Origin of the sequence: Candidatus Sulfotelmatobacter sp., from assembly GCA_035498555.1 — a bacterium.
In the GTDB taxonomy this organism is placed as follows: domain Bacteria; phylum Eisenbacteria; class RBG-16-71-46; order RBG-16-71-46; family RBG-16-71-46; genus DATKAB01.
Genome location: DATKAB010000081.1, coordinates 65,817 through 80,029, shown reverse-complemented (window position 1 = coordinate 80,029; position 14,213 = coordinate 65,817). Strand labels below are relative to the sequence as shown.

Below are 14,213 nucleotides of genomic sequence, written 5' to 3'. Positions count from 1 at the left end.
GGGCTTCCTGATGGTCGCGGCCATGCTGCTGGCGGGCGTGGCTCGAGCCGGTGCGCCCGACTCGCTCGCGACCCGGCCTCCGCCCGACACGCTCCTCGAGCGGCGCGGCCTGGCCGCCGGAGTGGGACCGCAGCTGATCGAGCCGAGCGGTCTCGCGGTCGACGCCTTCGGCCGGCTCACGGTGGTGGATGCGGGCGCGCCACGCATCTCCCGCTATTCGGCCGACGGCGCGTGGCTCGACGAGACCGGCGCGCTCGGCAGCGATCTCGGCGAGCTGCGGCGCCCGTCTTCGGCCGCGACCCTCGGCACCCAGGGAACCGCGGTACTGGACGGCGAGAACCGGCGCATCGTGGTCTACGACCTGTTCGGTCGATTGAATTCGACGCTGGTGGACCTGTCGGCGCCGGCGCTCGAGGATCAGGTCGGCGGGCGCATCGACGCGATCTCGATCGCCTCGGACCGAGGCGGGGCCCTGTACGTGGCCGAGGCCGGTCGCGATCGCATCCTGGTGTTCGATTTCTCGGGGCGCTACCTGCGCGCGCTCGGCGGATACGGAAGCAAGCCCGGCTCGTTCCGCGGCATCGCCGGCCTCAGCACCGCGCCGCGCGGTCAGCTGCTGGTGACCGAGCGCGGAGGGGCTCGCTTCCAGGCCCTCGATGCCGGCGGACGGGTAGTGACCGCCTGGGAGCTCCCGTTGCGGCCGGGGCGCGGGCTCGTCCCGGTGGCGGTCGATGATTCGTCGCGCGTCGCGGTCGCCGACGAGCTGAGCGGAACGCTCTGGGTGTTCGATCGCGGCGGCCGCGTGCGAGCGCTGCGCCGCGACCTGGCCGGACCTCGGGCGCTGGCGTTCGCTCCCGACGGCGCGCTGTGGGTGGCGGAGGCGTCCGGCGGTCGCGTGCGGCGCCTGATGCTGGCGGCTCGAACGGATTCGACGACCGCGGCGGGAGAGTAGGGAGTGGGGGTTCGCGCTCGAATCCTCACGGCTCGCGTCGCGGCCGTCCTGCTCATGGGTGGGCTGGTGGCGCCGGCGCGGGCCGCGGAGCCGACGCCGCACGGAGGCCCGGCGACGGTCAGCAGCGACCCGGGCTGCGGGAGGCTCGCGGTGGTCGAGACCGACGGGACCGTGGTCTACCGACTGCCGCGAACCTTTCTCACCTCGGTTTCCGATTCGGCCCTGGCCCGAAGCGGGACGCTCCACTCGCCGCACGACTACGTGGTGGATCGCCTGCGCGGCGAGTTGCGCCTGCTGCGCGCGCCGGTTCCGGGCGAGACCCTGTGGGTGGAGGCCTGCTGGCTGATCGCGCCGCCCTCGCTCGACTACCAGCGCCAGAGCTACGTGCCGGCGCGTCGCGCCGCCGCCGATTCGGCGGTGGTGGCGACCGCGCCGGCCGCGACGCGACCGGTGACGGCCCGCGATCCCAGCACCGCGCCAAGCGGTGCCTCGCTCACCGTCAACGGCAACAAGACCATCGCAGTGGACTTCGGCACCTCGCAGGATGCGTTCCTCCGCCAGTCGCTCGATCTCTCGGTGAGCGGAAGCCTCGCCCCCGGAGTGCAGCTGACCGGCGTGCTCTCGGACCGAAGTACGCCGCTGACCGCCGCCGGCAGCACGCAGGATCTCCAGTCGCTCGATCAGGTGCTGCTCGAGCTCAAGGCGCCGGCCGGCGGCGCCGCGTTCGGCGACGTCGCGCTCGACGTGCGTCAGGGCGAGTTCGGACAGGTCGAGCGGCGGCTGCAGGGCATGCGCGCCGACTGGAACGCACGCGGCTTCAGCGGCACGGTGGCCGCGGCCAGCGCGCAGGGCGAGTTCAATCGGCTCCAGCTCTACGGTGTCGACGGACAGCAGGGCCCCTACCAGCTCACCGATCGCGACGGCGGCACCGGCATCACCATCGTCGCCGGCAGCGAGATCGTCACGGTGGACGGGGTGCGCATGACGCGCGGCGAGGCGGCCGACTACTCGATCGAGTACGACCGCGCCCAGATCACCTTCTCGAATCGGCGGCCGATCACCTCGGCTTCGCGCATCACGGTGGACTACCAGTACACCCTCAATCGCTACCGCCGGAATTTCGCGGCGGCCGGCGGCCAGTGGGACCGCGGCCCGCTCAAGCTCTACACCGAGGTGCTGTCCGAGAACGACGACGCCGGCCGTCCCCTGGATGCCCCGCTCGATCCCAGCGATCGGCTGGCGCTGGCGATGGCCGGAGACTCGCTCGATCGCGCGATCGGGCCGGGCGTCACCGTGGGAGTGGGTGACTACGACTCGGTCCGGGTCGCGGGCCGGTTCTTCTATGCGTTCGCGGGCCCGGATTCCGGGCACTTCGCGGTGCGCTTCGTTCAGGTGGGGGCGGGGCACGGCGACTACGTGGATTCGGCGGGCGTGGCCGGACACCTCGCGTATCGCTACGTCGGCCAGGGCCAGGGCGACTGGCAGATCGGTCACGCGCTGCCCATGCCCGAGAGCCATCAGCTCTGGACGCTCGGCGGTCGCTGGCAGGGCGGCCCGCTCACGATCGAGAGCGAAGGCGCGGTCTCCAAGCACGATCTCAACACCGATTCGCCGTTCGACGATCAGAACAACAACGGCGTCGCCGGCAAGCTGGCGATGTCGCTCGAGGGCGCGGCACCCGCCGGCCTGGGACGTGCCGGCATGACGTTGCTCGCGCGCGACGTCGATCCGCGCTTCGCCTCCTTCGGTCGTCTCGAGCAGCCGTTCTCGAACGAGGACTGGGGACTGCCCCTGGGCGGCGATCTGGAACACCAGCGCCGCGTCGAGGCCAACGGGTTCCTGCGCCCCGCGCCCGGCGGACAGCTCCGCTGGATGGTGGCGGCGCTGCGCACCCCCGATCGTTTCTCGGGCCTGCGCCGCACCGCCGACTGGAGCAGCGACGGCCGGCTGATGACGCGCGCCTCCTACGAGCGCTCGGACGGCGAGCAGCAGGGGCTGCGCTTCTCGGCCGGAGGGCGGGAGCGCGCCCAGGGCGAGCTGCGCCTCCGCACCGGTTGGGTGATTCCCGGCGTGCGCGCGCTCCTCGATCGGCAGCGGACGCCGAGCGACTCGGCGCAGATCGTGACACGCGCGCGCGAGGCCGGGGTGGACCTGCAGAGCGGGACCCGCCTGCCGCTGCGCGCGGCGGCGGGCTTCACCCTGCGGCGCGACGCCAGCGGCACGCTCGACTCGCTGGCCGATCAGACCGAGGCGCGCACGGTGAGGCTCCAGCTCGACAGTCCGGCGGCGCGAATGCTGGGTGTGGGTGGCACCTGGCAGCGCCGCGACCTCCATCCACTGATCTCGGGGCCCGACCAGCGCAGCGACCTGGCCAGCCTGCGCCTCGCGCTCGAAGATCCGAAGCGAGGGCTGTCCGGCAGCGACAATCTCGAGGTGACCACCGAGGGCCAGACTCAGCAGTCGCGCTCTCTGGTCTACGCCGGCCCCGGTCTCGGGGCCTACGACGCGCTCGGCAATTTCGTCGGGCGCGGGGACTACACGCTGGGCATCACCCTCCTGCCCGGACTGCAGCACATCGCGCGTGCGGCGATGAGCGCTCATGCCACCTGGAGCTTCGGCCAGTCCGAAATCTGGCATGGGTCGCGCATCGAGGTGACCTTCGAGAGCGACGCCCGCCGGCTCGGCGAGCTCAAGGGCAGCGACCTCGTGATCAGTCCGGGGGCGGCCCTGGGCGATCCCGACCTGGTGCGAGCCAGCGTGGTGCAGCGGGTGGAGAGCGACCTCGCTCCCGGCGCGCGGGTGAGCAACATGCACGTGCTGTTCGAGCGGCGGGTGAGCGCCGATCGCTCGTATCAGAACTTCAGTCAGGCGCAGGACGAGCGCACCGCGCAGCTGCGCTGGCGAGCCCGAGTCGGGTCGCAGTGGAGCGCCGAGATCGAGTCGCGCGTGCGCCGCCGCGAAGCCGCGCAGCAGCTTTTCGAAGGAGCGCAGTACAGCCGGAACCTGGTCGAGCAGGGAGGAAGCGGGCAGTGGATCTATCAGCCGGGCTCCCGTCTGCGCGCCGCCGCGGTGGTGGACGCGTCATGGAGCCGGCCCGAGGGCCAGCCGCTGTTCACGCGCGCGCTGCAGATCGGCCCGGACGCCTCGTTCGCGGTCGGCTCGCGCGGCCGCGCCGATGTCTCGGTGCGGCGCGGATTCGTGAGCGGACCGCCGGCGGTCGGGCTGCTGCCGAGCGCGGATCCGGCCGGGGCGCCGGCCTGGAACGCGACCGCGCACCTCGACGTGCGCGTCCACGACAGCACCACCATGGGTGGCTCCTACGTGGTCAACCAGTGGCCCGGCATTCCCACCCGCGCCCAGGGGCGCGTCGAGCTGAGGGCGTTCTTCTGATGAGGCGGCCGGTTGGAACCTTCGCCCTGTTGGCGCTGCTCGCCGGTTCGGCGCTCGCCCCCCACGCGACCGCCGCAACTCGTCTCGACTACCGCGGGCGGGTGCTGCCCGCCGGCCAGGTCCAGGCGCTGGCGGCGCCCTGGCTGCGTTCACCGCGCGACAGCGCCGCCGCCGCGCAGACCCTGGGCGCGATCGTGGCGCGGCTCGAGGATCTCGGCTACCTGCAGGCCCGCGCGCGTGGCTGGCGCGATTCGCTGTCGGGCGATCGGCTGATCCTCGACGTGCGCGAGGGCGCGCGCTTCCGGCTGCGCGAAGTCACGGTCCACGGCGCGTCGTCGGAGGACTCGGCGTCGCTGCGCTCGGCGCTCGATCTCGAGCCCGGCGGGTGGGCTTCGCCGCGCGCGGTGGACGACGCGATCGCCGCGGCGCTGCGCGAGATCGCGGATCACGGCTATCCCTACGCCGAGCTGTCGGTGAGCGGCTGGGACGCCGATTCGACCGGAGTTCGTCTCTCGCTCGAGGCGGTGCGGGGGCCGCAGGTCTCGATCGCGCACGTGCAGATCGACGGGCTTCAGGTGACGCGCCCGGATTTCGCGCGGCGCGCGATGGGGCGGCTGGTGGGACTCCCGTACCAGCGGTCCACCGCCGAAGCGGCGCGCGACCGGCTCCAGCAGCTCGGATTGTTCCGCCAGGTGGAATACCTCGGACTCCAGGGCGACGGCGACTGGCGATACGGCCGGCTGGTCTACCGCGTCGAGGAGCCGCACTACAATCAGTTCGAAGGCGCGGTCGGAGTGCAAGGCGCGGCCGGCACCGCCGGCCTCGCCCGGCTCGACCTCGGCAACCTGCTCGGCACCGGTCGCGAGCTGGGACTCCACTGGGAGTCGCGCGGGCGCGGGCTCGCGCAGTTCGACGCGCGCTATCTCGAGCCGCTGCTCCTCGGCTGGCCGCTCCAGCTCGAGGGCGCCGTCAGCCAGCAGCTGCAGGACACCCTGTACACGCGCACGCGCTGGGGAGCTCGCGCCGGATACATGCTCTCGGCCCAGGAGCGGATCGAGCTGGCCTACGACGCCGAACAGGTGGTTCAGCCCGCGGGCGACGTCCAGTCGGCATGGATCCAGAACACGACCTTCAGCCTGCAGCGCTCGACGCTCAACGACCCGCTCTCGCCGCGCCGCGGCACCTTCACGCGCATCTCGGCGGCCCAGATCTTCAAGCGCGAGACGCTGAGACCGAGCGGCACCGGCACCGCGCACGAGAGCGCGGTCGAGGGGCGACTGGGCCTCAATCATCCGTTGCGCGGCGCGACGGGATTGTCCCTCGAGCTATCGCTGGCGGGGCGGTTCAGCTCGGAGTCGGTGATCCCGATCTACGAGAAGTATCCGCTGGGCGGCGCCGCCAGCCTGCGCGGCTACGACGAGCAGCAGTTCATGGTGGATCGTTACGCGCTGTCGCGCGCCGAATGGCGCTGGTTCCTCGGCGGACGCGGGCAGCGCCTGGCGTTGTTCTGGGACCACGCCTTCATGCAGACCAGCGCGCTCGATCCGCTGGGCGTTGCGCACCTGCAGTCGGCGCAGCGAGACGGCGTCGGCTTCGGCCTGCGGCTCGAAGCGGCCGGAGGGCTGGTCGGCGTAGACTACGGCCTCGAGCCGGGACGGCCGGCCCTCGAAGGCAAGATCCACCTGCAGCTCGTCACCACTTTCTGACGGGAGTTCCTTCTGGACGCATCGCTCGCCGGGCAGGTGCGCGACCTGCTGGACGAGGGCGGCGCCCTCGCGCGTCGCTGGCCGCGTTTCGAAGCGCGCGCCGGGCAGCGCGAGCTGGCGGTCGCCATCGCGCGGGTGATGGAAGCTGGCGGCATCCTGCTCGCCGAAGCGCCGACCGGCGTCGGCAAGTCGCTCGCCTATCTGCTGCCGGCGGCGCTGATCGCCCGGAGCGGCCAGCGCGTGATGGTGGCGACGGCGACGCGCTCGCTCCAGGACCAGCTCTTCGAGCGCGACCTGCCGATGCTGCGCGCGGCACTCGGACTGGCGCTGCCCGCCGCGCGGCTCAAGGGCAAGCAGAACTACCTCTGTCCGCGCGCGCTCGACGTGGCCGAGGGCCGCGGTCCGGAGGAGACCGAGATCCTGGAATCGCTGCGCCGCTGGTCGGCGGGCTCGGACGGCGATCTCGACCGCTTTCCTGCCGAGGATGCCGAGGCGTTCCGGCGCGTTCGGCCACGCATCGCCACCGACGCGGCCGGCTGCTTGCCGGCGATTTGCCGCCGCGGACGCGAGTGCTTCTGGATGCGTGCGCGCCGTGAGGCCGGTGAGGCCGGCCTGCTGATCGTCAACCACGCGCTGCTCGCGCTGGCCGGCGAGATCGAGGGCCTGCTTCCGCCCTGCGACGTGCTGATCGTGGACGAAGCCCATCGGCTGGAGAGCGTGCTGCTCGGCCAGCTCGAATGCGCGGTCTCGCGCGGGCGCTTCGAGGAGACGCTCCGGCTGATCGGCACCGGCGCGCGCCGCGGCGGTCGCGGCGGCGGTTTGCTCGGGCGCGTCAAGGGCTGGCGCGCGGGCGCGTTCGACGCCAGCGGCGCACTCGATGGGCTCGAGCGGCTGGGAGAGGGGGTCGAGTCGCTGCGCCGCGACGTCGAGAGGCTCTTCGAGCAGCTTGACCCCGGCGGCGAGCGGCACGCCGTCTACGGCTTCCGGCAGCGCTATCGCCGGGGCGGCGAGCTGCTCGGCGACGGCTACGACCGGCTGGAGGCGGTGCTGGCGGGCGGCGCCGGCCTGTCGCGCGCCCTGGCGCAGGCCGCCGCGAAGCTCTCCGCCGAGGGAGGCGCTGCGGTCGAGCTGGCCGCGGAATGCGATCAGCTCGCCGGCCGGCTCACTTCCCTGATCCTCGATCTCGACCGGCTCACCGAGGCGCGCGATCCCGGCTGGGTCTACTGGCGGAGCGCCGGCACTCGCGCCGTGGAGCTGCGCGGCTCGCCGATCAGCGTCGGCGAGCACGCGCGCGAGCGCGTGCTGGGGCGCGCGCGCGCCGCGATCCTGACCTCGGCCACCCTGTCGGCGGCCGGGGAATTCGGTTTTCTCGCCGAGCGGCTGGGTCTCGGCGCGGAGCGGGCCGCGCCCTACGAGGCGCTGAGCGTGCCGTCGCCCTTTCCGCTCGCCGAGCAGATGCGAGTGCTGATCGCGGAGCCCTCGCGCGACGAGGAGCGCTCGCTTGCCGAGGTGGTGGCCGCGCTCCATCACGCCGCGCACCGGAATCAGCTGGTGCTGCTCACCGCCCACGAGCGGTTGCGGCGCGTCCGCGAGCACCTGCGCGAACGGCTGCCCGACGCGGCGCTGCTGCTGGCGCAGGAGTGGGACGGTCCGGTGAGCGTGCTGTCCGAGCGATTCCGTAGCGCGCGCGGCGCGATCTTGCTCGGCGTGCAGAGCCTGTGGGAAGGTGTCGACTTCCCTGGGCCGAGCCTGGAGATCGTGGTCGTGGCGCGGCTGCCGTTCGCGGTGCCCGACGATCCCCTGGTCGAGGCCCGTGGCGAGCGGCTGGCGGAGCGCGGGCTCGATCCGTTTCGCGACGATGCCCTGCCCGAAGCCGTGTTGAGGTTCCGACAGGGGGTGGGCCGACTGATCCGGCGCTCGGACGACCGGGGCGTGCTGGTGGTCTGTGATCCGCGGCTGGCGACGGCTTCGTATCGGAAGGCGTTCCTGGCCGCGCTGCCGGTGGAGCCGCAGCGCCTCCGCGACCCGGAAGCGGTCGCTCGCGAGGCCGCGCGTTTCCTCGCCGCACAGGTGGTGGAGGACGGGACGTGATCGAACTGGGCGGTCGCCCGCTCGAATTGGAAGACGTGATCGACGTGGCGCGTGCCCCGCTCGGAGCGAGCCCGCCGATCCGGATCTCGGGCGCCGCGGCGGCACGCATCGCGGCCAGCCGCGCGGTGGTGGAACGGGCGGTGGCCGAGAACCGCACCGTCTACGGCGTCACCACCGGCTTCGGGCCGCTCAAGGACCAGTCGATTTCGCCCGACGACGTGCGCCAGCTGCAAGTCAACCTGATTCGCTCGCACGCCGCCGGGGTGGGTCCGGCGGCGCCGCGCGACGTGGTGCGCGCGATGCTCCTGCTGCGCGCCGCCTCGCTCGCCAACGGGCACTCCGGGGTGCGCCCGGCGGTCATCGAGGCGCTGCTCGCGCTGCTCGCGTCCGACGTCACGCCGCACGTCCCGCTGCAGGGATCGGTCGGGGCGTCGGGCGATCTCGCCCCGCTCGCTCATCTCGGGCAGGTCCTGATCGGCGAGGGCGAGGCATGGCTCGGGGACCGGCGCATGCCGGCGGCGCTGGCGCTGCGAGGCGCCGGACTCCAGCCCCTCACGCTCGAGGCCAAGGAGGGACTGGCGCTGATCAACGGCACCCAGCTCTCGACCGCGCTGGCGCTGCTGGCGTGGTGCGACGCGATCGAGCTGTGGGAGGCCGCGGTCGGAGCCGCGGCATTGTCGATCGAGGTGCTGCTCGGCTCGTTCAAGCCGGCGCGCGAGGACGTCCAGGCGCTCCGGCCCTACCCTGGCGCGCTCGAAGCGGCGCGGCGGCTGCGCGCCTACTCGGACGAAAGCGGGCTGGTCGCCTCGCATGCCGATTGCGGCCGGGTGCAGGACGCCTACAGCCTGCGGTGCGTGCCGCAGGTGCTGGGGGCGTCCTGGGACGCGATCGAGCACGTCGGCAAGCAGCTCTCGATCGAGATCAACGCCACCAACGACAATCCCCTGGTGTTCGCCAGTGCCGGCGAAGTGGTTTCAGCCGGCCATTTCCACGCCCAGCCGGTGGCGCTGGTCGCCGACTACCTGAAGATCGCGGTCGCCGAGATCGCCTCGCTGAGCGAGCGGCGCATCGACCGGCTGCTGTCCTCGCACGCCTCCGAGGGCCTGCCGGCGTCGCTGGCGAAGCGGCCGGGACTCGAGTCGGGCTTCATGCTGGCGCAGTACACCGCGGCCTCTCTGGTGTCCGAGAATAAGGTGCTGGCGCACCCGGCGAGCGTCGACTCGATTCCCACCGGCGACGGCTGGGAAGATCACGTCAGCATGGCGCCGATCGCCGGCCGGCACGCGCGCGCGGTGGTGGAGAATGCCGCGCGCGTGGTGGCGCTCGAGCTGCTGTGCGCCTGTCGCGCGCTGGAATTCCGGCGCCCGCTGCTGGCCGGCTCGGGATCGGAGCGACTCTACGGGGCGATTCGGCGGATCGTGCCTGCGCCCGAGGGCGACCGGCCGCTGAGTGAATCGTGCGAGGCCGTGGCGCGCTGGGTGCTGTCGCCGGCGCCGGGCCGGCTGGCCGAGGAGGTGCTGGAGACATGACCCTGGTTTCCGGAGCGCGCTCGGTGCGCGCGCCGCGCGGCACCACGCTCTCGTGCAAGGGCTGGGTGCAGGAAGCGGCGCTGCGCATGCTGATGAACAATCTCGATCCGGAAGTGGCCGAACGCCCCGACGAGCTGGTGGTCTACGGCGGCACCGGGCGCGCCGCGCGCTCGTGGGAGGCGTTCGACCACATCGTCGCGGCACTGCGCGCGCTCGAGAACGACGAGACCCTGCTGGTCCAATCGGGCAAGCCCGTCGGCGTGTTCCGCACCCATCCGCATTCGCCTCGCGTGCTGATCGCCAATTCGAACCTGGTCGGACGGTGGGCGACGTGGGAACACTTCTGGGAGCTCGAGAAGAAGGGCCTGATGATGTTCGGCCAGATGACCGCGGGCTCGTGGATCTACATCGGCTCGCAGGGCATCGTGCAGGGCACCTTCGAGACCTTCGGTGAGTGCGCCGCGCGCCACTTCAGCGGCACGCTCGCCGGCCGGCTGGTGCTCACCGCCGGGCTCGGCGGCATGGGCGGCGCCCAGCCGCTCGCGATCACCATGAACGGCGGCGTGTGCCTGGCGGTCGAAGTCGACGAGTCGCGCGCGCGCCGGCGCGTCGAGACGCGTTACTGCGATCGCATCACGCATTCGGTGGACGAGGCGCTGGCCTGGTGCCGAGAAAGCATGGCCTCGCGCCGGCCACTGTCGGTGGCGCTGGTCGGCAATGCCGCCGACCTCGAGCCCGAGCTCCTGAAGCGCGGGGTGATCCCGGACGCCGCCACCGATCAGACCTCGGCGCACGATCCGCTCGCCGGCTACGTTCCGGCCGGGCTCACGCTCGATCAGGCCGGGGAGCTCCGCCGCTCGGATCCGGATGACCACGTCCGCCGGGCGCGCGCGTCGATGGCGGTCCAGGTGCGCGCGCTGCTCGGGATGAAGGCGCGCGGGACGGTGCTGTTCGACTACGGCAACAACCTGCGCGGCGAGGCGGAACGCGGCGGCCTCGCGCACGAGCAGGCGTTCTCGTATCCGGGCTTCGTCCCCGAGTACATTCGGCCGCTGTTCTGCGTCGGCAAGGGACCGTTCCGCTGGGCGGCGCTCTCCGGCGAATCCTCGGACATCCTGGCCACCGACCAGGCGGCGCTCGCCGAATTCCCCGACGATGCGCGGCTCCATCGCTGGATTCCGCTGGCCGAGAAGCACGTCGCCTTCCAGGGACTGCCGGCGCGGATCTGCTGGCTCGGCTACGGCGAGCGCGCGCGCCTCGGCCTGCGCTTCAATCGCATGGTGCGCGAGGGACAGCTCAAGGCCCCGATCGTCATCGGCCGCGATCATCTCGACGCCGGATCGGTCGCCTCGCCCTACCGGGAGACCGAGGCGATGAGAGACGGCAGCGACGCGGTGGCCGACTGGCCGATCCTGAACGCGCTGCTCAACACCGCCTCGGGAGCGTCGTGGGTGAGCTTTCATCACGGCGGAGGCGTGGGCATCGGCAACTCGCTGCATGCCGGCGTCGTGATCGTGTGCGACGGAAGCGCCGCGACCGATGCGCGGCTCGAGCGCGTGCTGACCAACGATCCCGGCACCGGCGTGATGCGTCACGCCGACGCCGGATATCCGGAGGCGATCGCCTTCGCGCGGGCCCGCGGCATGAATCTGCCGGGCATCACTTCATAGGGACGCGCGTGGCGCTCGGACCGATCACCAATCCCACCGGCAAGGTGGTGGCGGGACGCACCGCCTACCTGATCCTGCACAATACCTCCGAGGTGGTGACGCCCGATCCGGCGGGCCGAGGCCTGCTGCGCTACCCGAAGGGCGCCATCGTGTTCCAGGACGGGCGCGTGCTCGAGGTCGGCAACGCCACCGAGCTGTTCAAGCGCCACGGCGAGGCGCGGCCGCTCAATGCCGGCGGCAAGCTGGTGACGCCCGGACTGGTGGACTGCCACACGCACATGATCTTCGCGGGACATCGCGCGCTCGAATTCCAGCGCCGGCTGGCGGGCGAGGACTACGGCGCGATTGCCGCGGCCGGCGGCGGCATCCGCTCCACCGTGCAGGTCACCGCCAACGAGCGCGACGACACCCTCGAGAAGTCGCTCGCCAACCGGCTCGAGCGCTGGCGAGCCGCCGGCTGCACCACCGTCGAGGTGAAGAGCGGCTACGCGCCGAATCCCGGCGGCGAGCTGCGCCTGCTCGAGCTGATTCGCGGCGCCGGCATGCGCGTGCCGTCGCGGCTCCATCGCACCGCGCTGCTGCTCCACCACCTGCCCGAGAGTTATCGCGAGCGGCGCCCGCGATTGATCGACGAAATCCTCGAGCACACGCTGCCCGAGATCCGCCGGCGCGATCTGGCCAGCGCGGTGGACGTGTTCTGCGACCCGGCCGGATTCACGGTCGAGGAATGCCGCGCGGTGCTCACCCGCGCGCGCGAGCTGGGCTTCGCGCTGACCATTCACGCCGACCAGACCGCCCGGATCGGCGGCACGATGCTGGCGGCGGAGCTGCGCACGCGCTCGGCCGATCATCTCGAGTTCGCCAATGCCTCGGACTGGAAGGCGCTGGCCGAGGCCGGCGTGGTGGGCGTGCTGCTGCCGGCGGCCGCGCTCACGCTGCGCCAGACGCTGCCCGAGGCGAAGCTGCTGCGCGCTTCGGGCGCGCGCGTCGCCATCGCCACCGATTTCAACCCCGGCACGGCGCCGGCTCAGTCCCTGCTCGAGTGCGCAGCGCTGGCGACCAGGCTGTGCGGCTTCAACGCCGAGGAGATGCTGCTCGCCATCACCTACAACGGCGCGAAGGCGCTGGGAGTGGAGCAGGAGGTCGGGCACCTGAATCCCGGCGCGTGGGGAGACGCGGTGATCTGGGAGTGCGAATCGGTGGAGGAGCTGCCCTACTGGATGCCGGCGGTGCGACCCGACACCGTGTTCATGCGTGGCGCGGATCTGGCGCTGCCCTCGATCGAACGGAGAGTGTGGCCGTGAGCCGACTGGTGGAATGCGTTCCCAACTTCAGCGAAGGACGCCGCCGAGAGGTGGTGGAGGAGCTGATCCAGGTGGTGGCGTCGGTGCCAGGTGTCACGCTGCTCGACAGCGAGATGGATCCCGATCACAACCGCTCGGTGCTCACGTTCGCGGGCGATCCGGAGGCGGTCGGCGAGGCCGCCGTCCGCGTCGCCGAACGCGCCGCCGCGCGCATCGATCTCAATCACCATCGGGGACAGCACCCGCGCATGGGCGCCACCGACGTGGTGCCGTTCGTGCCGATCGAGGGCATGACGCTGGACGATTGCGCGCAACTGGCTCGCGTGGTGGGGAAGCGGATCGGCGAGCTCGGCATTCCGGTGTTCCTCTACGAGGCGGCGGCCTCGCGCCCGGACCGGGTGAGCCTCGCGGACGTCCGCCGCGGCGAGTTCGAGGGGCTTCGGGAACGGATGGGCAGCGATCCCGAGCGCGTGCCGGATTTCGGGCCTTCCCGCATCCATCCCACTGCCGGGGCAACCGCCGTAGGCGCAAGAAGATTCCTGGTCGCGTTCAACGCCAACCTCAATACTGCCGACGTGCGGGTGGCGAAGGCGGTGGCGGCCGCGATCCGCGAGCAGAGCGGGGGCTTGAAGCACGTGCGGGCGCTCGGCTTCTCGATCGAGGGCGGCCGGCGCGCCCAGGTCAGCATGAATCTGGTCAACACCGAGGCGACGCCGATCCATCGCGTGCTCGCCCTGATCCACGAAGAGGCCGCGCGCCGCGGCGCGATGGTGTCGGGATGCGAAGTGGTCGGCCTGATTCCGGAAGCGGCGATGCTGGACGCGGCCGAGCACGCCCTGCGACTCGAGAATTTCCGGCGCGATCAGGTGCTGGAGCTGCGCCTGAAGCGGCCCCCGCTGTCCGAGGCGGTCACGTTGAACGCCCTGCTCGAGCAGATTGCCTCACCCACCCCGACGCCGGGCGGCGGTACGGTCTCGGCCGTGGCCGGGGCCATCGCCTCCGCGCTCGCCACCATGGTGGCCAACCTCACGCTGGGAAAGAAGAAGTTCGCGGATCGCGAAGCGGCGCTGCTTCACTTGAAGGGCGAGGCGGAATCCCTTCGCGCCACGCTATTTGGACTCGGGCGTCGCGACAGCGAGGCGTTCGAGGCAGTGCTCAGGGCGCGGCGCCTGCCCCAGGCGTCGGCCGAAGAGATCGGGGCGCGATCGGGCGAGCTGAAACGGGCCGAGCTGGAGGCCACCCGGGTTCCGCTCGCCACCGCCGCCGCCTGCCTTCGGGTACTCGAGCTGGCCGGCGAGGCCGCCCGGCTCGGCAACCCCGCCGCCGCCAGCGACGCCGGGGTGGCCGGATTGCTGGCCGAGGCCGGGGCGCGAGGGGCCTTGCTGAACGTCGAAATCAACCTGAAGGGCCTTGATTCCACGGCCGATAAGGAGGATGTGGAGAGGCAGATGCGGGATCTCCAGGAAGCGCTGGCTCGAGCCGGAGCTTCCTGCCGGGATTCCGTGCGTGCTGCCATGACCGCTTGATAGGGATGTGACGAGCCCGGCGCCGGGCCCACGTGCAGCGGGCCG

General features: G+C 72.1%; 8 protein-coding genes. All 8 read left to right on the top strand.

Features of this window, described 5'->3' with window-relative positions; all coding sequences use genetic code 11:
- The first annotated feature begins 10 nt into the window (after positions 1-10).
- From VMJ70_07430 to ftcD, 8 genes are read left to right on the top strand one after another with little or no spacing between them, the layout of a single operon-like run.
- Positions 11-952, top strand: coding sequence for an NHL repeat-containing protein (locus VMJ70_07430; GenBank protein HTO90946.1), 942 nt, complete (start codon positions 11-13; stop codon positions 950-952).
- A 3-nt stretch (positions 953-955) separates the two neighbouring features.
- Positions 956-4,342, top strand: a complete 3,387-nt coding sequence (locus VMJ70_07425; GenBank protein HTO90945.1) for a hypothetical protein — start codon at positions 956-958, stop codon at positions 4,340-4,342.
- Positions 4,342-6,048, top strand: a complete 1,707-nt coding sequence (locus VMJ70_07420) for a BamA/TamA family outer membrane protein (GenBank protein ID HTO90944.1) — start codon at positions 4,342-4,344, stop codon at positions 6,046-6,048. Before VMJ70_07425 ends, VMJ70_07420 begins: the two co-directional genes overlap by 1 nt.
- Positions 6,049-6,084: 36 nt before the next feature.
- Entirely contained in the window at positions 6,085-8,139 is a 2,055-nt protein-coding gene (locus tag VMJ70_07415) for an ATP-dependent DNA helicase (GenBank protein ID HTO90943.1), read from the top strand.
- Positions 8,136-9,668 carry a histidine ammonia-lyase gene (gene hutH / locus VMJ70_07410; protein HTO90942.1) on the top strand — a complete coding sequence of 511 codons (1,533 nt, stop codon included), beginning with the start codon at positions 8,136-8,138 and terminating at the stop codon, positions 9,666-9,668. The genes VMJ70_07415 and hutH overlap by 4 nt, the downstream gene beginning before the upstream one ends.
- Positions 9,665-11,338, top strand: coding sequence for a urocanate hydratase (gene hutU, locus VMJ70_07405; protein HTO90941.1), 1,674 nt, complete (start codon positions 9,665-9,667; stop codon positions 11,336-11,338). The genes hutH and hutU overlap by 4 nt, the downstream gene beginning before the upstream one ends.
- A gap of 8 nt (positions 11,339-11,346) precedes the next feature.
- Positions 11,347-12,642 carry an imidazolonepropionase gene (gene hutI / locus VMJ70_07400; GenBank protein ID HTO90940.1) on the top strand — a complete coding sequence of 432 codons (1,296 nt, stop codon included), beginning with the start codon at positions 11,347-11,349 and terminating at the stop codon, positions 12,640-12,642.
- Positions 12,639-14,168, top strand: a complete 1,530-nt coding sequence (gene ftcD / locus VMJ70_07395; GenBank protein ID HTO90939.1) for a glutamate formimidoyltransferase — start codon at positions 12,639-12,641, stop codon at positions 14,166-14,168. Before hutI ends, ftcD begins: the two co-directional genes overlap by 4 nt.
- The last annotated feature ends 45 nt before the right edge of the window (positions 14,169-14,213 follow it).

Bases quoted from the DNA above. Each gene is read 5' to 3' on its own strand.
- VMJ70_07430 (HTO90946.1), top strand. From the start codon at position 11: ATGGTCGCGGCCATGCTGCTGGCGGGCGTGGCTCGAGCCGGTGCGCCC.
- VMJ70_07420 (HTO90944.1), top strand. From the start codon at position 4,342: ATGAGGCGGCCGGTTGGAACCTTCGCCCTGTTGGCGCTGCTCGCCGGT.
- hutU (HTO90941.1), top strand. From the start codon at position 9,665: ATGACCCTGGTTTCCGGAGCGCGCTCGGTGCGCGCGCCGCGCGGCACC.